This window comes from Arthrobacter sp. MYb213 (genome assembly GCF_002979915.1).
Taxonomy (GTDB): domain Bacteria; phylum Actinomycetota; class Actinomycetes; order Actinomycetales; family Micrococcaceae; genus Glutamicibacter.
Window position 1 is genome coordinate 748583 of the sequence record NZ_PCQA01000001.1, and the last position, 25232, is coordinate 773814.

The following is a 25232-nucleotide window of genomic DNA, read 5'->3' on the forward strand; positions in this document are numbered from 1 at the left end:
ACAAGTTGAACGCCACAAGCAACAAAGGTGTCAGGAAAAGTTAAAAAGAAAAACCACGACACTGTCGTGGATTTTGTGACCCCAACGGGATTCGAACCCGTGTTGCCGCCGTGAGAGGGCGGAGTACTAGGCCGCTATACGATGGGGCCGTACGCTAAAGATTTCTCTTCAACTCACCAGATAACTCCGGTGAAGCGCTGGGATACCAGGACTCGAACCTAGAATGACGGAACCAGAAACCGTTGTGTTGCCAATTACACCATATCCCAAGGTGACTTGGACATTCAGCGAATAAACCTCATTGAGATTTTCGCGTGATGCCGTAGCACGAGAATTAACTATACCCAGCTAATTAGGCGCTGACAAATTGAGAGCTAGGGATTAGTCTCACTCTAGCGAATTGATGCTTTGACCAATTAGCGCAGTGAGCTGTTCGAGGTTCGATACGGTGAGAGCCGATTGCGCTGCATGCTTGGACTCGCGGTCCACGAAGATTGCGATAAGTCCGGCATTCTCTGCGCCCTGTACATCATTTATTGGATTGTCACCCACATACAAGGTTCTACCCGGCGCAGTTTGCAGCTGACTACACCCGGCCAAGAAAGGTGCAGGATCAGGTTTAGGTGCCCCTGCCGTGTCCGAGCCAATAACTACCGCAAATCCGGACAGTCCGGAACGTACCAGCTTCATTCGCTGATAGGCCTCAACGTTATTGCTCACTGCACCATAAGGTATCCCCCAGCTGCTGAGCGCAGCAAGATGCGGCAAGACGTCATCAAATGGTTTCCAAGAATCCTTGACCAGAGTTTCATAGCCTTCAGCCCAGCGAAGGTAGGACTGCTCAGAAAGTGGTTTGTGCTCTACCAGCTCAAAGGCGCGATTCAAACGCAACTGACGTTGACCGAGGAACGTGACTTCGCCTGCCATATAGCGTTCATAAGCGCCCGCACCATCATCTGCAAAGTCTTCGGCAATGAGTCGTAACCGCTCGCTAGTAACTCCTTCTAGCAGGTCATCAACCATGGCATGAAATGCATCGATTGCTGCGGACCGCAGATCAACGAGTGTGTCATCTATGTCAAAAAGAACACCTTCGATTCCGCCACCCAATCGGGTGCTGAAATCGAAGGTGTTACCTAATTCGCGCAAGGTGTGATCTACGGTTTAGCGTGATTCGCCGAAAGCACGCAGGCGCTTCAAGCTGGACTCGCGTCCCAGAATTTCCATTGATTCAAACAATGGAGGCGAAACTCGCTTCCCTGAAACTGCAACACGTGCTGGGCCGAAGGCCTGGCGCGGCTTAAGTTCAAGCTCCTCAATTAGTTTTACTCGCAGTGCATTCTGAATGTTCTCAGCATTCCATTCCTGGACACCGTCAAGTGCAGCAATGCTCGCGTCTACAACCTCAACCAGGTTGGCAGGCATTCCCTTCAGAGCCTTCTCTTCAATCTCAATTTCTTCATCAGACTTGAAAAGGAACTCCATCATTTCGGCTGCTTCTCCAAGCAAGCCGATACGCTCCTGAACCAGAGGTGCAGCCGCGTCTAGTATTTCGTTCTCTCGTGCACTCAATTCGCTACCCACAAGCTGCGCAACCTGCAGATAAGGAACTAGACGGTCACGGAAGTCCTGTGGCTCAAGCAGACGTACGTGAGTACCGTTGATCGCTTCTGCCTTCTTGATATCGAAGCGTGCTGGGTTTGAGAGCACGTCTTTAACATCAAATGCTTCGATGAGTTGATCACGGGTGAAGATATCTTCATCCGCGCTCAGCGACCACCCTAGTAACGACAGGTAGTTCAGCAGGCCCTCGGGGATGAATCCGCGGTCACGGTGCAGGAACAGGCTCGACTCAGGGTCACGCTTGGACAGCTTCTTGTTGCCTTGACCCATCACGTACGGCAGGTGACCAAACAGTGGCATGTACTGTGCGACCTTGATATCAATCAACGCACGGTAGAGCACAATCTGGCGTGGAGTGGAGGAGAGTAGATCTTCACCACGAAGTACGTGGGTGATACCCATCAGGGCGTCATCTACCGGGTTCACCAGAGTGTACAGGGGCTGACCGTTGGCACGGACAACCACAAAGTCAGGAATGGTACCTGGTTTGAAGGTAATGTCTCCACGGACTAGGTCGGTAAAGGTGATGTCATCTTCTGGCATACGAATACGCAGCACCGGTTCGCGACCCTCGGCCTTGAACGCGACAATCTGCTCTTCGCTTAGTTCACGGTCAAAATTGTCATAACCCAGTTTTGGATCACGGCCGGCAGCCTTGTGGCGCGCTTCGACTTCCTCAGGGGTGGAGTACGACTCATAGACGTGTCCTGCAGCGCGTAGCTTGGCAATAACGTCCTGGTAAATGTCACCACGCTGGGACTGGCGGTATGGCTCGTGTGGGCCACCGACGTTTACGCCTTCGTCCCAGTCGATGCCCAGCCACGCCAAGGCGTCCAGCAGCTGGTTGTAGCTCTCTTCGGAGTCGCGCTTCGCATCCGTATCTTCGATACGGAAAATCATCTTGCCCCCGGTGTGCCGTGCGTAGGCCCAGTTGAACAGGGCGGTACGGATTAGGCCAACGTGTGGGGTGCCCGTAGGCGATGGGCAGAAACGAACCCGAACCGGGGTTTCTTCGGTCACGGTAGGAATCAGCGATAGATCAGTCATGGTGATTTCATTCTAGTCCTGTTGACCTGTCGGAAGCACAATAGCGCGCTGGTCTTCGCATCACAATGGATGCGAAGACCAGCGCGCTATTGTAAAAACGATCTAGGCTGAGGTCTTCGAGTTATCGGCGGAAGACGCTGCGCAGGGTTCCGATTCCTTCAACTTCAATTTCAACGTTGTCACCTTCAGCTACCAAACCAACACCTGCTGGGGTACCGGTAAGAATGACGTCTCCTGGCAACAAAGTGAATGCCTCGGAAGCGCGAGCAACCAGGTCATTGACTGACCAGATCATTTCGTTGGTTGATCCATCCTGGCGAACTTCGCCGTTCACGCGGGTAACGATTCCCACGTCATCTGGATCTGCTAGCTGCGTTTCAATCCATGGACCTAGAGGACATGCCCCGTCAAAACCTTTGGCTCGCGCCCACTGTGGATCTTTACGCTGTGCATCACGAGCGGTGAGGTCATTGGCCACGGTGTATCCAAAGATCACATCCGCAGCTTTTTCTGCGGGGACATCCTTGCAGATACGTCCAATGACCACGGCAAGTTCGCCTTCAAAGGAAACTTCTTCAGAGAATGCTGGAAGAGTCACAGGATCGCCGTGGCCGACCACTGAAGTGTTTGGCTTCAAGAACATCAACGGCTCGTTAGGAACTTCGTTACCAAGTTCTTTGGCGTGTTCGCGGTAGGTGCGGCCGAAACCGATCACCTTTGACCGCGGAATGATTGGGGCGACTAGTCGTACGTCGTCGAGCTGGTGGGTGACACCGGTGGTCTTAATCCCTTGGAAGAAAGGGTCTCCTGCTAGAACGTGGATGTCGTTTCCGTCTACGACTCCGTACATTGGGTCGCTATCAACTACAAATCTGGCAATGCGCATACTTATAAGCCTAGGGCATGTAAATGGCGCTGAATCCTGACTTCTGCTTACTTTTTGATTGAGTGTCGTGGAATTGATTACCTAAGCAGGTTTTATGCCACTCGTTTATCAGGCTCACGCGCTGGTGAAGTATTCCTATATGGTTGCAGTTGCCGTGGGCGCAGCTTTCGTGGCGCTAGGTCTCGCCGTCTTTGACTGGGAAGCGATGGGTTGCAAATCCAATTCGGCAATCGCAGTTTTCTCAGCGTTGGCAAAGACCTGTCCGGAGCTTGAAACTGTCAGGCGAGTTCCGAATTGACTCTTCAGCTGTGGGCTACCGATTAATGCACGAGTTGTCGCAGCAAAGTCGACGACTGTAGTCGTCCCAGCTGCAGTATGCACGGCTTTACCCACACTCTCTAAGACAACCAGGTCAGCGTTCTTCCACCCCGGTCGATAGCTTGTATTGCGAGCGTTGGTTAGTTGATGTTTTTTGATGAGCTTGCCATTCCTCGGATCCAGCACAGCTACTCCTTCTAAGTCAGCAACTAGGAGCCATCCCGCCATCAGCTTGGGGGCATAGACTGCACCACATTTGGCAATAGGCGACACGCTCCACAAGATCGTTCTTGTTGCAATGTCGACTTTGAAGACTTTGGCATTACCTTCGGTATCAGCCAGCCCATATCCGTTGCGTACCGATGTGGTGCCATAGATGAATTTCTCATCAGCCACGAGTCCAGTGATCGAATGCTTAGGAATAAATCCTTGATCTCCCCCATCCAAAACCCAGCTAATCTCATCAAGCTGCGGATTAATTGCCCCTAGAACGCCACCAGAACGACCGTATTCTGGGACAGTTCCGAAGAAGACCGTTTTTGAATTCTTAGCCCAGGCGAAAATTCTCGATTGTTCGTAGTCAGTCGCTAACCTAGCGATGCGTGAATATCCCTCGGGCTTATCTTTTGCCTTGCTTGTAAGCCGCACTATATCGGCCGAACCGTATGATCCTATGTACGTCTTTTGAGCATCAAATTCGATCATGCCCTCGATCTGGTTGACCGCGTTTTGCTCTACAGGCGAAGTCCAGTGTTTCCCAGTTTTGGGGTTAATCGAGGTGACACCGTGGCCCATATAGCCACCAACGTAAATATTTCCGTCTGAATGCGACATAAGAGATTGAACAACAAACTCACCGCGGGCCAATGCCACGGTGCTGACAAGTTGAACTGATCTACTGGACAAACGCACCACTTCAATCTGAAGTCCCGTTTTATTCGCAGAGACAACTACCACCTGAGCGTCCGTGGCATAAATGGATAGTGGCGATCCTCCGGAAAGCTTACTAATAGCTTGCTCGTCCCAAGTTGAACTGCTGGTCGCATAGAGCTGGTTGTCGCTCACGTTGTAGAACTGATTTGAATCGGAAATTACTGCAGACGCTTTCCGCCCAGACCACACCCGGTCTACCGTTCCCACCCACAAGTTATTTTGCGGGTTCAGCAATAGTTGGCCCGAAACGTCGTCCACAGAAACCACGATCCTGCCTTCTATGGCTTGCAAGGAACTGATAAATCCAGTGCTTTTAGGCTCCCGAAGCGGAATTTCTAGGACCTTTTGGGGGCTCTTGGCTGAGAATCTAAATACTCGTGGGTTCCGTGACCCTGTACCTAGCCATACGTTGTCATTTGCATCAACGGCCACACGTCGCACGTAGTCCGTATCGGCAGAAACACGTTCGAATACCCTGATTTTTTTGATATCCGGTGTGTATCTAAAAGCTGCTCCCAGCGGATAAGTTCCACCCCACACGGTGCCGAGGGAGTCAATCTGCAGATCATAGATAGTTGAAGCGCCAGCCACTTGGCCTAGCTGCGTTACTTTTGAAGGACGAGATGGCACCCAAACCAATAGGTAATTGCGTGTTCCAAGGTAGAGCTTTTTATTCTTTTTGTCCCAAGCCATCGTTTGGACGCCGCCGTTATGACTGTGGGGAATCTCCACAACATGGGCTGGCGAATTCTGGATCGGATTAATAATCTGGAGTTGGTGAGTTGGACCAACAATGCTGACGGCAAGCCAGGGAATCTCAGACTTCTTCAGACCTGGCAGAGGCACCACTCGGCGAATTTTTGTCGCAGGGAACGCACCCGCATAAAGTCGACGCGCGCCGGAGGTATTTCTAGTTCGTTGCAGTGATTTCGTTACCGATGGATCACGATTCACCAGAACAGACTTAGGTTCTGGACGAGGAGTTGGTGTGGTCGATGGTTCAGGTGCAGGCTCTGATGAAGAATCTGTAAACTGTCCATAAATGACTGCGCCTGCAGTTAGTCCCCCGAGTGTGAGAACCACGCGTCGGCTCACATTTTTCACCGTTCGCTTCTCATCTTCCGCCACTAATTTTCTCCCCATCCATCACACTCTTGAACAGCGTTAAGACTAGCCGTCCAAGATGAACGGACACTGGGGAATACTCACGGGTGAACCTACTCTCGAGAGCTAAAGGCAGCTTGCTCTGTCTCGCGCAAGCTGCCTTTAGCCGAAGAATGTTGACTTACGCCAAGCGCTCCAACCAACCGTGACGGTCCTCTACGGTTCCGCGTTGGATGCCTAGAAGTTCTTCACGGATAGACATAGTTACCTCCCCGGCAGGTGCGTTCTCGTCACCAATAAGTTCGTCGCCGTTCTTGAGCACACCGATTGGAGTGATCACTGCAGCCGTACCGCAGGCGAACACCTCGGTGATCTCGCCACTGGCAATCGAGTCGCGCCATTCGTCCAACGTAATCTTGCGCTCTTCAACCTTCATGCCGCGGTCTTTGGCCAACTGAATAACCGAAGAACGAGTGACACCTTCTAAGATGGTCCCAGTCAACGCTGGGGTCACCAATGAACCATCCTTTGTGACGAAGAATACGTTCATTCCACCAAGTTCTTCAACGGCATTGTCATTGAAAGAATCAAGGAAGAGTACCTGCTTGCAGCCGTTCTCTTCTGCTTCTAGCTGTGCCACAAGCGAGGCAGCGTAGTTGCCGCCGCACTTAGCCGAACCGGTTCCGCCGCGGCCTGCGCGGGCGTAATTCTTTGACACCCAAATACCTACTGGCTTTAGTTCTCCGCCGAAGTAGTTTCCTGCTGGTGAGGCAATCACGCGGTAGGAAACCTCGCGAGCTGCACGAACACCTAAGAAGGCTTCGGTAGCGATCATGAAAGGACGAAGGTAGAGCGCTTCGCCGTCGCCGCTTGGTACCCAGTCAATATCGGTGGCAACAATCTTACGCAGTGAATCAACAAATACGTCTTCATCTAGCTGTGGAAGCGCTAGACGTGCGGCTGACTTATTGAGGCGTGCCGCGTTAGCGTGTGGGCGGAAGGTCCATACGGATCCGTCTTCGTGACGGTAGGCCTTGAGTCCTTCAAAGATTTCCTGGCCATAGTGCAGGACTGAGGCAGCAGGATCCATGGCGATGGGGCCGTATGGCTCAACGCGGGCATCATGCCACTGGCCTTCGCCACCCTCGGCACCAGCGGTCCAGTCAACAACCACTGTATGGTCGGTGAAGAAGTCCCCGAACCCAGGGTCTGCTAGAACGGCAGCTCGTTCCTCTGCACTCTTACGATTTGATGACAGGTTTTCGGTGAATTCCATCTAACTCTGGACTTCCTTGCTCAGTTAACGAAAAACGGGTGCCCCACGCCATTGGCGGAACACCCGTCCGTGGATTTGCTACTCGATTAGCAACTAACCGAGCTACATCACTTTTAGCTTATGCCAGTAGCGCCACAATTGCATCGCCGATTTCGCTCGTGGTGCGGTGATCAGTCAATTCTTGGCGTGAAGTGATCTCTTTTTCGACCGCTTGCTCAACAGAGGCGGCCGCAGCTGACAATCCCAGGTGCTCAAGCATCAAGGCCACCGAAAGGATTGCCGCGGTAGGGTCAGCTTTCTGTTGACCGGCAATATCTGGTGCCGAGCCATGGACCGGCTCAAACATGGATGGGTATGTACGATCCATGTTGATGTTGCCGCTGGCTGCCAAACCGATCCCGCCAGTGATTGCGCCAGCTTGATCAGTAAGGATGTCTCCAAAGAGATTATCCGTCACAATGACATCAAAACGCGATGGATTGGTAGTCAGGAAGATAGTAGCCGCGTCTACGTGCAGGTAGTCGTGAGTGACCTCTGGGAATTCTGGGGCCACCATTTCTACAGTGCGGCGCCATAGGTGTCCAGCGTGGACCAGCACGTTGTGCTTGTGCACCAGGGTCACGTGCTTTCGTGGACGTGCTGCTGCACGGGCAAAAGCATCACGAACTACGCGCTCTACACCGTAGGCGGTATTCACGGATACTTCAGTAGCAATTTCATGTGGGGTGCCGGTACGTACCGAGCCGCCGTTGCCTACGTATGGACCCTCAGTGCCCTCACGAACAACGACAAAGTCAATTTCTCCCGGGTTGGCCAACGGGCTTTCAATACCTGCATACAGCTTGGCTGGACGAAGATTGACGAAGTGATCTAAGGAGAAGCGAAGCTTGAGCAGCAGTTCACGCTCAATGATTCCCGAAGGGATGCGTGTATCGCCAGGAGCGGCGCCCACCGCACCAAACAAGATGGCATCATGCTTCTTGAGGGCTTCGAGAGTTTCAGTGGGCAGGGTCTCCCCTGTTTTGAGCCAGTGTTCGGCACCCAAGGTGTACTCGGTGAGATCTACCTGTTGGTCTCCACCGTTAGTTACGAACTTCAGGACCTTCACGGCTTCGGCAACCACTTCTGGGCCGATACCATCGCCTGGAATGACAGCAATATTAATGACGTTTCCCATGCACTCATCATAACCAAGTGAATCCACCATTTGAGAACCTATCTCAAATTATGAGATTGATTTCTTTATTGCGTCAAAGAATCTCCAACCGTGGCATGAGGACGCGGATCAAGACGCTAGATAGACTTGAGGTAGAACAGAGCTTTTAAGTACGCGTGAGGGAAACTTGATTTTCACTAATCCACACCGGCGGTTAGACCGGTGGATTCGGTCCAACCCGGGCCGGATCGATATGTTTGTCGGCGCGGTTTATACACTCGTATGCGTTATCTTTTCAGTGGGCATCGGTTTCGGAGTGGGCATAGGCTTTGGGATCAGCATCGCAGCCATAGCCCTACTGCAGTCGGCACCTCTCATGGTTCGCCGTCGCTGCCCATGGGCAGCAACCATCACCATTGCTGGTGCGCACATTCTGCAGCTCTTCTTCCACGGTGTATTCCTCCCTTCTCAGTTCTCAGTCCCCATCATGATTTACACCATGGCTGTTTATGGGAAACGCTGGCAATCCTTCGCCACGTTGGGTCTCGGATTTCTCGGAGCCATCCTGGCAACTTTCAATATTTTTGGTCCCGGGGTTTCGAGTAATAATCACCTGTCTTTCGATATGGTCATTTCATTTGTTGGTTTGGCGTTGGTGGTCACCGTCGCGTGGACCTTTGGCGACCTAGCTCGGAGCAGACGACAAACTTTGAACGCCCTGCAGGCTCATGCACAGCGTCTGGAAAATGAGCGATTAATTGAACGTGAATTGGCTGCCTCTGACGAACGCAATCACATTGCCCGCGAAATGCATGACATCGTGGCACATTCCCTGTCGGTGATTATTACGCAGGCGGACGGTGCACGGTACGCAGCGGCCCAGGATCCAAAGATTGCTATCGAAACGTTGAAAACGGTCTCAGATGCCGGCCGGTCTTCGTTGCGTGAAATGCGACGCTTGTTAGGCGTACTGCGCACCGATGAGGAAGTGGAACACCGACCACTTCCTAGCTTGAATAATGTTCCTGAACTCGTTGAGATGTCAGTCAAGTCTGGCCTGCAAGTCTCATTTGAGGTTCAAGGATCTCCCCGCCGAGCTCTGCCGGCTGGCGCAGAACTCACTGCCTACCGGTGCGTTCAAGAAGCAATCACCAATGTACTGAAGCATGCTGGGCCACAGGCCAAGGCAACAGTTACTTTGGACTGGACCAGCCGTGGCGTAGAAATCAATGTCACGGATGACGGAACTTGCACCGGCAAACTTGCCATCGACGGCGCTGGCCAAGGATTACGCGGATTACATGAACGAGTTGCCCTCTACGATGGAACCAGCACAGCTGGTCCACTTTCCGGCGGAGGCTTCTGTGTCTCCGCCTTCATCCCCTACTCCGAGGACTAAAAACGAATGACCACCACTGAGCCAATCAAAGTTGCCTTGGTAGATGACCAACTTCTGGTACGAAGCGGCTTCCGTATGCTCATCAATTCTCAAGATGATATGACTGTAGTTGCTGAGGCGTCTAACGGACGCGAAGCCTTAGCTTCACCTGCCTTGGCTACAGCAGATGTCATCTTGATGGATGTTCGCATGCCGGAAATGGACGGTATTGAAGCCACTGAGCGTTTACTTGTTTCTCGTGCCGAGGCAATCGATTCGCCACGCGTCATCGTACTGACCACTTTTGATATGGACGAGTATGCGTTCAGTGCCATCCAGGCCGGGGCTAGTGGCTTTCTGCTAAAAGATGCCCCACCGGAAGAGCTGCTTGAATCGGTACGTACGGTCAACCGCGGAGATGCTGTTATTGCACCTTCCACTACCCGACGTCTACTGGATCATATGGCTCCACTGCTGAAGCGCTCCCGACCAAATGATGACCCACTAACGGCCGCCGTAGATTCTTTGACTCCCCGTGAACGGGAAGTATTCGGTCATATTGCACTAGGCCGTTCTAACCCGGAGATTGCCATGGATTTGTTCCTCTCCGAGGCCACGGTGAAAACACATGTCGGACATATCTTATCTAAGCTAGGCGCTCGTGACCGTGTTCAAGCCGTAGTCGTTGCCTACCAGACCGGGGTTGTCAGCCCGTAATAACTTCTCTTAAACAACAAGGTCCAAGTTTGGTTTTGATTCCAAACTTGGACCTTGTTGATTTTAGGACTTATTTTTCTTCTTCATACCGTGGGAACACCGGCGCTGGAGCCGGCAGTTGAGTTCCTGGTACCAAAGCGGTTGCAAAGTTTTCGAAATTGCGTGCGGTTCCCTGACCGACAGCCAATAGATCAAGCATGCTGGTCATGGTTTGTGGCAACACCGGCTGTAGCAGCAACGCAACCTTGCGCACGATTTCGATGGTGACATAAAGAACCGTTTCCATACGCGCTGGATCAGTTTTCTTCAGCTTCCAAGGTTCTTGCTCCGCAAAGTATGCATTGGTATCACCTAAGACGTGCCAGACGGCTTCTAAAGCTCGGCTGAAGTCTTGACGTGCGTACGCCTCACGGTTGAGTTCAAGGAGTTCCGAAGCTGCCGCCAAGATCTGCTCGTCGGCTGGCAAAAGTTCTCCCGGAGTCGGCACAGCTCCCCCGCAGTTCTTAGCAACCATCGACAGCGAACGCTGAGCGAGGTTTCCAAAGTTGTTTGCGAGGTCACCATTGATGCGCGCAACGATAGTGTCGTGGTTGTAGTTTCCGTCGGCACCGAAGGTCACTTCACGCAAGAAGAAGTAGCGGACCTGGTCGAGACCGTACCGTGCAACAAAGTCATCCGGAGAGACGGTGTTACCCAAGGACTTGGACATCTTCACACCGTTATTGTGCAGGAATCCATGGATCATCACACGCTTGGGGACCGCCAACTTTGCCGACATCAAGAATGCGGGCCAGTAGATGGCGTGGAAACGTGAAATATCTTTGCCAATGACGTGCACATCTGCAGGCCAGTACTTCTGGAACGAAGCCGAATCAACATCTGGGAAACCGGCACCGGTCAGGTAATTGGTCAGCGCGTCAACCCACACGTACATCACGTGCTTCTCATTGCCTGGAACAGGGATTCCCCAGTCGAAGGTAGTACGTGAAATAGAGAGGTCGGTCAGACCGCCTTCTACAAAACGAACAACTTCGTTAAAGCGTGAACGTGGGGCACCAAAATCAGGATTGTCCTCATAGTGGGCCAAGAGCTTGTCTTGGTATTTAGACAGTCGGAAGAAGTAGGACTCCTCTTCGGTCCAGGTAACCTCGGTGTCGGTTTCCGTGGCGTAACGGATTCCGTCCTCTCGGACGTCGGTCTGCTCTTCGGTGTAAAACGCTTCGTCACGAACGGAATACCAGCCGGCGTACTTATCAAGATAAATATCGTCATTAGCTTCCATCCGCCGCCACAGCTCCTGCGCTGCAGCATGATGGTCAGCGTCACTGGTGCGGATGAAGCGGTCGTAGCTGGTACCCAACTCGTCATTCATGCTTTGGAAGGCGTCCGAGTTACGCTGCGCGAGCTGTGCGGGGGTAATCCCCTCTTTTTCAGCGGTCTGCATCATCTTCTGACCATGCTCGTCTGTGCCGGTCAAGAAGAAAACGTCAAACCCGTCCAAGCGCTTAAACCGTGCCATCGCGTCGGTAGCGACTACCTCATAGGCATGCCCAATATGCGGGATGCCGTTTGGGTAGGAGATTGCTGTGGTGATGTAAAAGGGTTTCTGCGGAGAAGTCACGATACAAATTTACCTTAGTCAGTGTTGGAAGCTTGATTCGTTAAAGCGATCATCTCGTCACATGATTTGATCCAAGTAATCCCAGAAGGCCCCGCGGAGTGTCCGGCGGATCGTTTGCTGATCAGTTTTCCACTCCCCCAAAACCTGAGCACAGTCTTTCAGCAAGGTGCGGTCAATCTCTGGTGGCAACTGTGGCTTATCTGCAACGAGTTCAACTACTTCGGCTTGCGTTGTACTGGCCAACCAAGACTGAGCCACTTTGGCACCAATCTCTTCGGCTGCGGTAAGTTCCTTTTGCTCATAGGCTGCCTGTCCGTGGAATCCGGAACGCTCGCTATCTGAGGAATACACCATTTCTGGTTGCTTCGCGGGCTCCTCGCTTCGAATAGGCTGAGCCTTTTGCGCCAGTAAGGCCGGGGTAGGAATACCCGGTTTCGGAGTTACGGCGGGTTTAGCCGTCGGAGCAGCGGCAACTAAGGCGGTCTTTACGCAATTGTCCTTGTCCCAATCGATAATCCGAGTAAACGAACTATCTATTATTGAGTCAGGCATGACTTCAATTGCGTCTGCGGTCAGCGCTAAATGCTCCGCCACCGAGGCGACGCCTAAGCGACTCTGATCCTTTTGCAGCCCAAGCAAGACTACTTTCATTCCTAAATCTTGGGCTTCTTCTACGGCTTCAGCTAGGTCGTCATCGCCAGAAACTAAATACGCAACGGATGCAGATCCATGGCGGGCAACACCAACCAGGTCTAGGGCTAAGCGAAGGTCAACGCCTTTTTGTTCACCATTATATGAAATACGTCCCAACCGAACTTTAACGCCCGGGATTAGCCCGATACGCTTATGCTGCTCGGTAAAAAGACCATCTTTCGACGCGTCATACCAATAAACACGTAAGTTATTAAGTCCAGTATTTTTCTTGACGGTTTGAACTATTCCACGAACTAGCGACTCATAGTGTGTCGTAAAAGCCGAGCGTAAGGTTGTACCTGCGACCCTGTGCCCGCCTAAAGATAATAAGAACCCGGCATCAACAAATATGGCTGTTTGATTCATCATACTTTTGATACTAGTCAGTACAGCTCAAAGTTTCCTGCTCTAAGGGTGCAGAGCCAATGATTGCCCAGCCCTTAAAGTTTGAAAGGCCAGAACGAATTGTCCTGGCCTTTCAAAAATGACTACTTAGATGCTCGTTGCGCGCATCATGTCATCAGCGTCAGAGAGTCGAGAATCAAACTCTTCGATACGCTTTCCTACGCCAAGAAGCTCAGCGATGGCAGCTACCGTACGCTCAGATGCTTTTCCGTCACCGTATGGGTTGACGGCGGTTGCCATCTCGTCATAAGCGGCGGAGTCATTGAGCAGTTCCGAAACCGAATCAAAGATCCGTTGTTCGTCGGTACCGATGAGACGCACAGTGCCCGCGGTTACGGCCTCTGGACGTTCGGTATTCAAACGCATCACCAAGACAGGCTTGCCCAAGCTAGGTGCCTCTTCTTGCACTCCACCTGAATCGGTGAGTACCAAGGTCGAGGCATCGATGATGCGGGTGAACTCGCCGTAAGCCAGTGGCTCGGTGAGCGTGATGTTTGCGATTCCATCAATCTCCGGCAGCAACGCTTCGCGCACTGCTGGGTTTCGGTGCAACGGCAAGATGAACTGAACATCCGGTTCGGCTACAGACAGGCGTGCTAGCGCACGTCCAATGCCGCGCATAGGTTCACCCTGGTTTTCGCGACGGTGAGTCGTCACCAGAACAATACGCTTACCTGAGTTCACTAGTTCTTCTAGCTGTGGATCGCTAAACGGAACTTTCTTCTCAACGACGGTGAGCAACGCATCAATCACGGTGTTACCGGTGATGACGACGTCCATGCTGTTGAAGGTCTCACGCTCAAGGTTTCGCTTGCTCAACGATGTTGGAGCTAAGTGAACACTGGCAACCTGGCTAGTGAGCTTACGGTTGGCTTCTTCCGGGAATGGAGAGAAGATGTCGTAGCTACGCAGACCAGCCTCGGCGTGCACTACCGGAATTCCGCGGTAGAACGCTGCAATAGCGCCTGCCGTGGAGGTAGTGGTGTCGCCCTGGACAACAACAGCGTCCGGCTTTTCTTTTTCAAAGATCTCATCCAAACCAGCAATGGTCTTGGTTAACAAGCCATTCAAAGTCTGGCGAGGCTGAATCACATCTAAGTCATAGTCCGGCGTGATGCCGAACAATTCATTAACTTGATCCAGCATTTCACGGTGCTGTCCGGTAACAACAACTACACAATCGAAAATGTCAGACTCTTTTAAAGCCTTGACGATCGGAGCAACCTTGATGGCCTCGGGACGAGTGCCATAGATCGGCATGATCTTTTTCATTTGAATCTACCCTGTCAGATGGAGAGCGATTAGCGCCAAAGACCGCGAGTGTCAATGACTTCCTTGCCAGCAAGAGTGGTTGCTGGAACCGACTTGAATTGGTCATGGTCAACCAACAAGGTAACAACGTTTGCTGCTTCCAATGCTTCATCCATCGGAGTCAATACCAAGTTCGAGATGCCTTCGAGCTTCTTAGGCAACGCCTGAACATGTGGTTCGACTGCCAAGAATTCAATGGTTGGGTTAGCCACTGCAAGCTTGCGAGCAATTTCGATTGATGGCGATTCGCGCATGTCATCGATATTTGCCTTGAATGCAAGACCCATTACTGCGACCTTGCCGTTGAAGCTGTCAAGCTTAGTAGCTGCCTCAACCTTTTCAATAACCCAGTTTGGCTTGGCATCATTGGTATTACGTGCCATACGAATCAAGTTTGATTCTTCAGGGGCCGCCGAAACGATGAACCAAGGGTCAACTGCGATGCAGTGTCCGCCAACGCCTGGGCCCGGCTGCAAGATGTTCACGCGTGGGTGACGGTTAGCTAGGGAGATCAATTCCCACACGTCTATATCCAAACGATCTGAGATGACCGAAAGTTCGTTAGCGAACGCAATGTTGACGTCTCGGTAGGAGTTCTCCACAAGCTTCGCCATTTCAGCGGTTTTTGCATCCGTGGTCAAGATTGCTGCCTGGCAGAAAGTCTCGTAAAGAGCCTTAGCCTTTTCAGCTGCCTCCGGAGTAATGCCGCCAACGATGCGGTCATTGGTGACTAGCTCTTCCATCACGTAACCCGGAAGCACGCGCTCTGGGCAGTGTGCAACCAGAAGGCTGTCACTGGTGAGGTCTGGACGCTTAGCCAGCAGGTATTCTGCTAGGTGCTGGGTAGCACCTGGAGGGGAAGTCGACTCTAGAATGACGAGCTCGCCACCCTTGAGCTTCGGTGCGATACCATCTGCTGCTGCCTCAATATAAGACAGGTCTGCGGTGTAGTCAGCGTTGAAGGGGGTAGGAACCGCTACGATATATGCTTCGGCTTCTGGAGTTTCAAAGCTTGCACTGAGCGTTCCTGCTTCTACGGCGGCTGCGACGAAATCACCCAGGGCTGGTTCTACGAAAGGAACCTCACCTTTGTTGACTGCTTCGACAGTGCGTGGGGTGACGTCTACACCTTTAACGATTATTCCCTTGGACGCAAGGATTGCGGCGGTAGGCAAACCGATGTATCCCAAACCGATGACTGCAACTTCTTTAATGCTATTCACTAAAGTGGCTTTCCTTCTGGTACGAGTGAAATTCTGAATTCTAGAGCTTGCTATTGATCATATACCGCTACTTTTCCCCAAGGCGACCAGTAAACCTTATCGCAGGTCGCCTCGGTTGGTAAGGAGGTGGATCACAACGGTTTATTTATTACCGACCGGTAAACGCTATCTAACTTCTTGGCATTTTGCGACCACGTGCGCGTATTAAGTACGAGTTCCCGACCTGAATCACCCATGTCTGCTACTTTTTCAGGGCTCCTCATCAAGTGATCTATAGTCGTCGCCCATTGATCAACATCACTTGAATCTACTAAATAACCTGTAACGCCATCCTCGATCAGCTCGTTGAGGGCAGGTAAGTCCGAGGCAAGGACGGGAACTCGTGAGGCAAGTGCTTCTACCGGTTTCAATGGTGTTACTGCACGCGTAACTGCGCTGTCTTTACGAGGCACGACAAACAAGTTTAATGCAGCGTGATACACATGTGCTTTTTCACGCGGTACTCGACCCGTAAATTCGCAACAATTCGAAATCCCTAGTTCCGAGGCTAGGCGTATGAGGTTTTCTTTATCAGTACCATCACCAACAATAAGGACCTTAAGATTATGGTTAACCTTATGCAGCTTTGCTACTGCACGAAGCACTGTATCTAGCCCTTCATAGGGAACCAAACTACTTACTGTGCCAACGTAAAATGCATCGATATCCAAGCCAAGTTCATGCCGAGCAGCAGAACGCTCAACAGGTTCATTGAGAAATTCGTCGCCAATTCCGTTGGCCAAAATCTCAATTTTAGCGGGTTCCACACCAACCGAGATGAGGTTTTCTTTCATCTGATCGCCAAGGGTAATCACGTAGTCAGCATTCTTGGCTACGTACGCTTCTCGCTCGCGGAAGAGTTTATAACGCTCGGAATTCTCCGCCGATTCGGGTCTTGTGGAGAGCCAGGTATCAGCTAGTTGACCGCGAACCTCATATACCCATGGAATCCCGGTAGCCTCAGAGACTGCTTTGACCGCGAGAGCATTTGAGAAATCAGTCGTGGTGTGAAGGATTTGTGGTCGGTCACGAATAACCTTCGCCAGTAACTCCTCAGCTTGCTGTTGAATTCTCCCCGACAGATCATGCTTTGCTCGTGCTGGAATTAATCTTTCGTACGACACCGGCCCGACTTGATCCGTCGAACTCGCTTGGAAGACGCCGATACTTAACGGATAGTTCACTCTCGTGCAGGCATTAGTTTTCCATCCTTCGTCGGACAGGGCCGACAATGTGGACTGAGTTCTCTGCGCGTATCCGCTGCCGGTGTGAGGAAGTGAGTTGGTAGCCAAGAATACTACGGAGTCCTTTTCGGCACTTCTGTCATTTGAAAATTGTGTTTGAGGCAGACTCGGTTCAACACCCGAATAAACTTGATATTCAGAGACATAATGTCGTTTTTGCCTATTCGGCGGGATTTTTTCAAGCAAGGAAATTGCCTCGCTCATATTACCTAAGCCCCATTGCAACCGCGCTTTAGCACGAGTTGTCTCTGGAGAGCTCTTGGATTGCTCCAATAAATCGTTGGCAGTTGACCATTCGCCACTAGCAATGCAAAGATTCGCGAGGAACACTGCTCCTCGTTTTGTACTCGACTTCTCCAACCACGTCCTGCACGTCGCCTTTAGTCGAACGCTATCGTCGCGAATCATCGCCGAAAATGCAGAAGCTATGCTCCTTTCATTCCCCAGTGAGAGAATTCTGTCTAATACTTCGACCGGGAAACGTTTTTTGAACTTCCTTGCTACTTGGAGTGCGAAGTAGCTCGGATCATCTGCGAGATTTGACACGACTAAGAAACCGGTATTCGTAATGTTCGATAGCAACTGGTTGCGCAAATGTAGTCCTAGCTCTTGTCTACGCGGGTTACGACGTCACTTAGCAACCGGGCGTATGTTTGGGCAGCATCACGCAGGGATGCGTTTTGCTTGACCCAAAGTGAACCATGATTTTTGGTCTCTAGTTTATTTGGGTTAGACGCTATGCTCGTAAAATATTCAACAAGTTCTGCGACCGTCTGACCAACAACTTCTCCGGATTGAGCAGTAGTAATTATGCCAGCTGCTTCACCACGCACCATGCCGGTAATGTGACGGTCTAGATACAGTAACTCGTAGAGTTTCGACGGTACCGTGTGATCAAAACTAGGCCAATCCGGTCGAAGTGAAACTACGCAGGTATCGGCCCACGCGTAATTTTCGAGGACGAGATTTCCATATACTGGTTCCCTGAAATCAACATCTACATCGAGCTCATCAGCAAGTTCTGCCAAACGCCGTTTTTCGGTACCGTTACCCACTATTCTCACGGATACCTTATTGCCGAGAATGTTGGCTGCCCGAATAAGAGTTTCTAGACCTTGGCTTCTGCCAATGTTTCCGAGATAGAGCACCCGCAACGCGTTGGTTCTTGGCACGTTGTCGATAATGACTTCAGGCCGTTCAGTTTCCACGCCATTAGCTATCGTCGCAACATTTTTAACGCCATTGAGCCGCATCTTGACCGCAAGTCCTCGCGTCACCGTTACCAACAAATCGCTGCGTCTCACGAAATACGCAAGCGCGTGAGAAACCATAGGTTCTAGCCAGCGCCACTTTAAGACCTGAGATTCCCTCAAAAGATCAGGCCATGCGTCACGTAGATCCACTACGAAAGGAACTCCACGGATTTTGCTGACAATGAATCCGACAACGAGTGTTGGCAAGGCCGGGACAGTCGCAATCACTACGTCTGGGCGTGTCGTTTTTAATGCGGCGGGCACACTCAACACTGCATCCACACCATGCTTAAGCACTTTTCCAACCATGGTTTTAGACTTACGTAGTGACTTATAACGTCGAAGGTGAATTCCAGGGTTGTCCATAGAGGATGGACCTCCCTGAACCGATTTGCCCTGCGGTTGGGGAGTAACAACGGTGATCTCATTACCAAGCTTTGCCAGTTCATCTGCGATAACTGACCAACGTCGTTGTGGAGGAGAAATTTCAGGCGAGAACGAATGAGTCAGCAACATGATTTTCATCTACTGCGTACTCCTTGGTCTTCGTATGAAAAATTCGTGCACAAATAATTTAGAAGAAAAGATGCTTGTCATTGCGTCCAAACCATTGAATCTTACCAGTCGCCGTGAGTTCAGCATCGCTTAGTCCCCAGGTATGGGCTTTTCCGTCCCCGCTACGCATTTGCATGAAGTTAAACCGGTCGCTTGAGTAGACGGTTCCGCCTCCGTCAATAACGTCACGCAGGAACTGGGTATCTTCTCCCCTGCTGCGCGACGCAAAGGGCGTGCTCTTAAAAACAGATGCATGTCCAAGCATCGTTGGCCCCATGACCAAGTTGGTAAATCGGTGCTCGCGTTCAGCAAACCGCAAGAGGGTCGCATCCGAATCAGCAAGGTACATGAAGTGAGCTTGTTTACCTACCACAGAGGCACCGCTGTAGCGCAAGGCCGAGACTTGATCAAAGAGATAGTTCGCGCCGTAAAGATCATCATCATCCATTTTAGTGATGAAGTCGCCACTCGCCTCCGCGACAGCTGCGTTCAAGCAGTCGCCCAATGACAGCTCTGATGATAATTCAAGAATCTTATAGTCTGTAAGATTCGCTTCCAAGGCTTTTGACTTAAACTCTTCATGATCAAGGCTGAATCCATGTGTGACCAGAATAAGCTCGGTATCAACGTTGAGCTGAGACGCGACGGTGGAAATAATATGGTCTATCTGATGAGGGCGGATCGTTGAAACCACTGCTGAAACCTTTGGGCGCGTGGTCATTGATTCAGCGGAAGCTACAACCATCGGCAATCCAACAAATGCTTCGACTTCGCGGGCGCGGTGTGCGTAGGTATGTTCGGTCCAGATCCTCCGTTGCCCAAGGTGAACTATACGGTCACGTAGTTCTGGGCTCTGAACAATACTGCGAATTGCGTTGGCAGCGTCTTCACGGGTTGAGACTTCTAAGACCTCAGATGGGTCAAAGAAGTTTCTGATGGCGGCGCTTGGTGCCGATACGACTGCGCTGCCGGCCGCGGTGATCTCAAAAATGCGCCGGGCACACATGCTCGGTGAGTCCACTACTGAGTTTACGTTGAGGAAAACGTTGTAGTACTTATATGCCGATAGCATCCGGTCATAGTCCAAAGAGCCAACCACATACTGGTCGTATGGAGCCGGGAACTGATACTTCTCGTCTCCCCCGTGTTGGCGGGAGAAAATATCAACACCGTGAGGGAGTTTGTGGGAAACGTCCGCGGCACCGCCAAGCACGATTTCCATTTGCTCACGACGTTCCGGAAATTTGTGGGCAAAATACATTCCGGCAAAAGCTACGTCGCGGCGCTCTTGAGTCAGTGAACGGACCGGGTTATGAAAGGCAGGTTGGGCACCGAAACTTAGGGATGCCACTCGATCATGGCCTAGCTCGCGTCGGTAATCGTCAATTTTTCGCTCATCAGAAGTCAACACGAAATCAAAAAGACGTGCGCTGTCCAAAAAATCTTCAAAGTGTGGAGGGTCTTCCTTATTCCAGAAGACCGCAGGAATTTCTTTAGCTTTGAAGGCAGTGACCATCTCGACTAAAGCGGGTCTTGGCGCGCTCGTTCCAGTGAGATGATACTGCCAGGCTTTGTTGTTCCCCGCCCATGCGGATTCAACGAAGAGCATATCGAAATCTATCTCTTCAAGATGTTCCTGCCAGTTGGCCGGGGTAATGAAGGTGCAGTCCCATTCTGGCCCCCAAGCCCTTGCGCTAAAGTCGTCTAATATAACGGCAACTTTGAGGGAATTTACCGACCGCTGGGCTGGTTCGAAAACGACGGGTGGTAGCTGAAGACCAAGGGCGTTCTCTACGTCGGTTTGGAAACTATGGTTAAAGCCGCCCACACGAGATTCGTAATTACTGCGACGGTACCATTCTTGGAATTGTCGAGGACCACCCTGTCGAAGATGCCACAGTGCTTTTCGAAACTCGCCTAATGCAATTTTCACTTCTCAACTCACTCTAAAATACTCGCAGGCAGGAATTATCAATATTACAACGCGGTGCGTTCCAGACCCTATTCGGGGATAGAACGCACCGCGTGAATTTCAACTAGGTTTTCCGAACTAGTTCTTTTCGATGACCGCTGTCAGCTGAGCCATGATCTTCTCTACATCGTAATTTTCCACCGTAAACTGGCGTGCTTCCTCGACTGAGGTATCCAATCGATCTCGGTTCGAAACAATGTCTGCAATTCGATTGGCAGCAAGTTCTGTATCGGTAAATAGCCATTCCTTAGGGTAAAGCCATTCGGATCCAGGCCATGCCAAACCAACTGGCAACGCTCTTGAAGCAGCACCATCTGCCAAGGTGAAGTGGAATGACTCAAAATCGCTGGTTGATACTGCTACACCAATTTGCTGATACCACTGAGCCATGTCATCGCCCTGAGGATCGAATATTACTGCACCTTGCAGGAGTGGGGAATTCTCGATTCGTGCATACTGAGCATCGTAGAATGCCATCTCGTCTTCGCGTGCAGCCATCCAAGGATAATCCTCGGGCCGCTTGCCCTTCACTCGCAAAGTGAATCGTTCATCTTTTGTCCGCAGCGCTTCCAAGAGGTCCAACACGAGGTCAAAGCGCTTCATTTGTGGAACCATACCCACGAACCCCAGGACAAATCGGGCGTCAGGATCCTTTGGAAGGTCGAGTTTGCTTGTATCTACCGAGTTCGGGATGACACACGTTTTCTCTTCAGGAATTCCAAATTTTTGGATTGCCATTCCGCGAATTAATTCACTAACGAAGATGATAAGATCCACGTTCTTGAACTTGACCTTGTTCGGATAGTCGGTAAACAACTCCTGAGAGTGGAAACGACTAACCAACCGTTGGTTTGCATTGACGTGCTTCGAGTACCAAGCCAAATTACCCAAGGACCACTCACAGAACACCGTGTCGGCGTCTTCAAGCAGTTGAGAACTCAACTCACTGTCGTGTTGTGCATGACCTGCCCACTGATCAACACTCAGCTTGTGGCCATGGCCCTCCACGGACTTCATGATTTGGCCAGCAAACTTGAGGTCATGACCTGCAATCAAAATATTACGTTCACCCGTGGTGACGTTCGCCCCTGTGGATGTGGCATGGCTATTTTGCTCTTGCAAGACATTGAATGGACGGCGCAGACGCAGGTGGAATTGACGGGATGGATCATTGGCCTGTTCCATCTTTAGTAACGGTGAATCCAGAGACGGCTCATCCTTCAGCCATAAAGAGAGTCCACGAACGTTGAGATCCTGTTCAGATGCTTCAACACTGGACGCTCCCCCGTACTCGTATGCGATCAGTAAGTCTTCGAGCAAGTGTGAGTCTCCAAGAACCTTCTCCACCCGGGAAACAGAGACCTCGGCTTGCCGTGGATTTCCAGGTGCCACACTTTGAATTCCGTAAGACTTCAAAGTATCAATAGCAGCGGAATTTTCCTCCGTCCGTGAAACATATACCTCACACGGACGAACGCTAGATGCCAAGATCTGTTCGACAATGTCCTCGTCAAGTGTCTCAAGTTCTAGACCAAGAGTTGGCAGAGTCGGGATTTCAACGGCAATTCCAGCCATACGAAGGGCCAACGCTAGACGGTGATGTGCCAGATGCTTCTGGAACGTGATGCGCATGGGTGCCCAAGCATCCATTACACGATCTGCTTCGCTCTGCATCCATAGAGAAGTAATCAATTCAGATTCTTCTCGGCTACGAACAACAGGTACGGTGCCGTCAAACATCCAGGTCACGCCGAAGCTCTTGCCGCTAATCAGCGGGGTACCACATGCCGCAATTTCGAAAACTCTACGCGAGAACATAGTCGGCGAACCGTTGACCGAGTTGACGTTGACGTGAACAGGGTGAGACTTATAAGCCTCAACCATCTGGTCATAAGTCAGACCGCCTTGAACAAACGGCTGAAGAGCTGACGGGAAATTATACGGGGAATCTGGGTTGTCGGCTTGACGATCGTAGATAGTCAGTCCCTGCTTACGTGCGCCCTCAAGGATCACTCGCAGTTCTTGAGACCGTTCCGCATAGCGTTCACCGTAGTAGGACCCACCGTAAGCTACCGAATGCGAGTATGGGCGGGTTGAACCCGATGGGTTGTGAATTTCCGCCTGTGCCCAGAATGGAAGGCTACCCAAGGCGCGCATGTAGCCGCCGCGGTTCTCCCAATAGTCTTCAAGACAATTTGCGTCCGTGGTCAAAACTACGTCAAAGAGCTGCGCTGTCCGGCGGAACCGGTTAAAGTGAACAGGGTCTTCCTTGTTCCAGAAAATGGTTGGAATACCATTCTCGCGGCAGTACTTTGTCAGAGCGTCAAGATCTGAACACTGATCATCATCGTAGTAACCGACCTTGCGAGTCCACGTTTCGGAATTGCCCGCCCACGCCGACTCAACAAATAGCACATCGATAGGCTGAGACTGGAGAATCTGGCGCCAGTTATCGGGGGTTGGCGCAACGAGGTTTACTTCGCGTTTGAGCGTGGAGGTCGTGAATTCGTCGGCAATGATTGCCATACGAATGTCTTTGAGCTTTTTACCTGTGCTGGATCGTTTCTGAACCGTTCGTACGTGCTCGGTAAATGTCTGAGCGACAATTGGCCAGGTCCTGGTTTCTACTGTCCATTGGCGAGCCCTGCGACCGATGTTCTGGCCCAACTTAGGATCGCGCGCCAGCTTAGTGATTTGCTCAGTTAATGAATCCACGTTGTCCGCGGCGAAGAGCAGACCTCGTTCCGAATCGGTGCCGAGCAAGGTAGCAATTGGAGAGACATCCGAGCCGATAACAGGCCGGCCCGCGGCCATGGCTTCAATTGGTTTCAGAGGCGAAACCAACTCGGTCACGATATTGGATTTGCGAGGGCAGACTACTGCGTCGAAAATCGCAAGGTAGTCGTTGATCTTTTCATTTGGTTCGCGTCCGGTAAATCTAATGCGTTCGTCTAGGCCCAATTCTGCGACTTGCTGTTTCAACGCAGGCAAAGCCTTGCCGTCACCAACGATCAAAGCACCAATGTGATTGAACTCTTCTGGTAAACCGGCGATGGAATCAACAAGAAGGTCCAGTCCTTCGTAGTTGACGAGGCTGCCGGCGTACCCGAGTAGGAACTCTCCAGCTCGTTTTTTAGTAACGACTGAGGAGCGTTCAGCCGGCAACGGAACATACTGGAAAATATTTGCGGCGTTAGGCAGGATTGAGATATTCGCTTTGGTCGCTCCGCGTGATATCAGTTCTTCACGGACTTCTTCGGTGATTGCGAAAACTTGATCAGCTTCGTTTGCCACGAGTGCTTCAAGATTGCGTGCGAGTTCAAATCGCTCTGAGTTTAGCCAAGTATCGTTGTCAGCTGCCGCGGTGATTTCCCAGAGCCCACGGACCTCGTAAATAAACGGAATCCCGAGTCGTCGCGCAGCGATGAGTGCTGGTAGTGCAGTGATGTGGTTCGAAGCTGAAACGATAACTGCGGGACGATTCATCATCGCTTCGCGCACGTAGATGTCAGCCGCAAGTTGGACAAATTTGTCTAGCGGATCGTCACGGAGTGACACCCCAGGATTAAAGTGGGTCTTAACTCCCTGGAAGTCACGGATCAGTCGCTTCTGCGATGGAGCTTTCTTCGTTACCTTAGAATCCCATGGGTAACCCGGACGGGCAGCTATAAACAGATCCATTCCGGTGTCAATAACAGCCTTGGTGATGCCCGTCGTGCGAGTTGAGTATCCATTGCTGTTGAACTCACCGGTACTGTGTGCACAGTACATCACTTTGTCCGATTGCGAGATATATGCCGGCGTGGATGTCCTTGGTGGGACAGAGGGCAATACTTTTAGCAGTCTTGCCTGGCCCATGACCTGGAGCTGAAGCGGACCAAAATTCTTCGGTGCATCGGGCACGGCAAGAAGCAAGCGTAAAGCATCTGCTGGTTCAGTAATTTTCCCAAGATCACGGTACTTTTCGACTTCCAGCTTCGCGATTTGCTGGATACTAGGTTCATGGAGTTCACTTGAACTAGCCGACGTAACGGCTGAGTCAGTAGGTGCCAGTTCTTTTTGCGGGTTAATAGCAGCTACTGGGGTTACCACCGCAGACTTTTTGCTGAATGGGGTTTTTATCCCTCGCGCCGCTCGAACTACCGGATGATCACGTAAATTCTCATACGCGAGCTTAAACTTCTCGGCACGTGCATTTTCGTTTGCTAGTTGGGTCTTCAAAGTTGCAGCCATGCGACTGAACTTTTGCCTTTCAACTTCTGTCCTCTTGATTGTAGTTTGATGTCGAGCAATCAACCCGTTTACTTTAACTAACTGCTTCCGAAGCGTCTCGTTCTCTGCTTTAAATGTCCGGTATTGGGACTCAAACTTCACCAAATCGGCGAGCATCGCTTGTTCGATGTCCTCGCCGTGTATTTCATATCGCTTGCGAATGGCAAATAACTGGGCCCTAGAAGCCGTTGGCGAATCAGAACTCT

16 protein-coding genes and 2 tRNA genes are annotated in these 25232 nt (G+C 51.3%); 2 read left to right on the forward strand and 16 right to left on the reverse strand.

Features of this window, described 5'->3' with window-relative positions:
- Positions 1-76: 76 nt before the first annotated feature.
- The 8 genes from CQ011_RS03520 to CQ011_RS03555 form a co-directional block, all read right to left on the reverse strand.
- Positions 77-149: transfer RNA gene (locus CQ011_RS03520), tRNA-Glu, on the reverse strand.
- A 48-nt stretch (positions 150-197) separates the two neighbouring features.
- A tRNA-Gln gene (locus tag CQ011_RS03525) sits at positions 198-269 on the reverse strand.
- A 118-nt stretch (positions 270-387) separates the two neighbouring features.
- A complete protein-coding gene (locus CQ011_RS03530) occupies positions 388-1149 on the reverse strand; it encodes an HAD family hydrolase (RefSeq protein WP_105674650.1) in 762 nt (253 codons plus the stop codon).
- A gap of 15 nt (positions 1150-1164) precedes the next feature.
- Positions 1165-2670, reverse strand: a complete 1506-nt coding sequence (gltX, locus tag CQ011_RS03535) for a glutamate--tRNA ligase (RefSeq protein WP_105674652.1) — start codon at positions 2668-2670, stop codon at positions 1165-1167.
- Positions 2671-2791: 121 nt separating this feature from the next.
- The gene (locus tag CQ011_RS03540) at positions 2792-3556 is read right to left on the reverse strand and encodes a fumarylacetoacetate hydrolase family protein (protein WP_105674654.1); all 765 of its coding nucleotides are present in this window, start codon (positions 3554-3556) and stop codon (positions 2792-2794) included.
- Between the two features lie 135 nt (positions 3557-3691).
- A complete protein-coding gene (locus CQ011_RS03545; RefSeq protein ID WP_146112551.1) occupies positions 3692-5935 on the reverse strand; it encodes a ligand-binding sensor domain-containing protein in 2244 nt (747 codons plus the stop codon).
- A 157-nt stretch (positions 5936-6092) separates the two neighbouring features.
- The gene (locus tag CQ011_RS03550) at positions 6093-7187 is read right to left on the reverse strand and encodes a branched-chain amino acid aminotransferase (RefSeq protein ID WP_105674658.1); all 1095 of its coding nucleotides are present in this window, start codon (positions 7185-7187) and stop codon (positions 6093-6095) included.
- 118 nt (positions 7188-7305) lie between these two features.
- Positions 7306-8364: a 3-isopropylmalate dehydrogenase gene (locus CQ011_RS03555; protein WP_105675039.1), complete on the reverse strand. Its 1059-nt coding sequence runs from the start codon at positions 8362-8364 to the stop codon at positions 7306-7308.
- Positions 8365-8530: 166 nt separating this feature from the next.
- Here CQ011_RS03555 and CQ011_RS03560 point away from each other — a divergent pair, with 166 nt between their 5' ends.
- Entirely contained in the window at positions 8531-9742 is a 1212-nt protein-coding gene (locus CQ011_RS03560; protein WP_286161072.1) for a sensor histidine kinase, read from the forward strand.
- Positions 9743-9748: 6 nt separating this feature from the next.
- Positions 9749-10438, forward strand: a complete 690-nt coding sequence (locus CQ011_RS03565; protein WP_105674663.1) for a response regulator — start codon at positions 9749-9751, stop codon at positions 10436-10438.
- 70 nt (positions 10439-10508) lie between these two features.
- Here the strand turns inward: CQ011_RS03565 and metG are convergent, their stop codons facing one another.
- The 8 genes from metG to CQ011_RS03605 form a co-directional block, all read right to left on the reverse strand.
- Positions 10509-12059, reverse strand: coding sequence for a methionine--tRNA ligase (gene metG / locus CQ011_RS03570; RefSeq protein WP_105674665.1), 1551 nt, complete (start codon positions 12057-12059; stop codon positions 10509-10511).
- Positions 12060-12116: 57 nt separating this feature from the next.
- Positions 12117-13121 carry an NYN domain-containing protein gene (locus CQ011_RS03575; RefSeq protein ID WP_105674667.1) on the reverse strand — a complete coding sequence of 335 codons (1005 nt, stop codon included), beginning with the start codon at positions 13119-13121 and terminating at the stop codon, positions 12117-12119.
- 123 nt (positions 13122-13244) lie between these two features.
- Positions 13245-14429: a non-hydrolyzing UDP-N-acetylglucosamine 2-epimerase gene (wecB, locus tag CQ011_RS03580; protein ID WP_105674669.1), complete on the reverse strand. Its 1185-nt coding sequence runs from the start codon at positions 14427-14429 to the stop codon at positions 13245-13247.
- A 29-nt stretch (positions 14430-14458) separates the two neighbouring features.
- Positions 14459-15691: a UDP-N-acetyl-D-mannosamine dehydrogenase gene (gene wecC, locus CQ011_RS03585; protein WP_105674671.1), complete on the reverse strand. Its 1233-nt coding sequence runs from the start codon at positions 15689-15691 to the stop codon at positions 14459-14461.
- 131 nt (positions 15692-15822) lie between these two features.
- Positions 15823-17568 (reverse strand): glycosyltransferase family 4 protein, encoded by a 1746-nt coding sequence (locus tag CQ011_RS03590; RefSeq protein WP_105674673.1) that lies wholly within the window; start codon positions 17566-17568, stop codon positions 15823-15825.
- Positions 17569-17576: 8 nt separating this feature from the next.
- Entirely contained in the window at positions 17577-18752 is a 1176-nt protein-coding gene (locus tag CQ011_RS03595; RefSeq protein WP_105674675.1) for a glycosyltransferase family 4 protein, read from the reverse strand.
- Positions 18753-18801: 49 nt separating this feature from the next.
- Entirely contained in the window at positions 18802-20391 is a 1590-nt protein-coding gene (locus tag CQ011_RS03600; protein ID WP_286161073.1) for a glycosyltransferase family protein, read from the reverse strand.
- 441 nt (positions 20392-20832) lie between these two features.
- The gene (locus CQ011_RS03605; protein WP_181147973.1) at positions 20833-24987 is read right to left on the reverse strand and encodes a glycosyltransferase; all 4155 of its coding nucleotides are present in this window, start codon (positions 24985-24987) and stop codon (positions 20833-20835) included.
- Positions 24988-25232 lie beyond the last annotated feature (245 nt).

Coding starts and splice junctions, on each gene's coding strand:
- gltX (WP_105674652.1), bottom strand. CDS start 2,670: ATGACTGATCTATCGCTGATTCCTACCGTGACCGAAGAAACCCCGGTT.
- CQ011_RS03540 (WP_105674654.1), bottom strand. CDS start 3,556: ATGCGCATTGCCAGATTTGTAGTTGATAGCGACCCAATGTACGGAGTC.
- CQ011_RS03550 (WP_105674658.1), bottom strand. CDS start 7,187: ATGGAATTCACCGAAAACCTGTCATCAAATCGTAAGAGTGCAGAGGAA.
- CQ011_RS03555 (WP_105675039.1), bottom strand. CDS start 8,364: ATGGGAAACGTCATTAATATTGCTGTCATTCCAGGCGATGGTATCGGC.
- CQ011_RS03565 (WP_105674663.1), top strand. CDS start 9,749: ATGACCACCACTGAGCCAATCAAAGTTGCCTTGGTAGATGACCAACTT.
- CQ011_RS03575 (WP_105674667.1), bottom strand. CDS start 13,121: ATGATGAATCAAACAGCCATATTTGTTGATGCCGGGTTCTTATTATCT.
- wecB (WP_105674669.1), bottom strand. CDS start 14,429: ATGAAAAAGATCATGCCGATCTATGGCACTCGTCCCGAGGCCATCAAG.
- CQ011_RS03595 (WP_105674675.1), bottom strand. CDS start 18,752: ATGAAAATCATGTTGCTGACTCATTCGTTCTCGCCTGAAATTTCTCCT.
- CQ011_RS03600 (WP_286161073.1), bottom strand. CDS start 20,391: ATGCTCTTCGTTGAATCCGCATGGGCGGGGAACAACAAAGCCTGGCAG.
- CQ011_RS03605 (WP_181147973.1), bottom strand. CDS start 24,987: ATGGCTGCAACTTTGAAGACCCAACTAGCAAACGAAAATGCACGTGCC.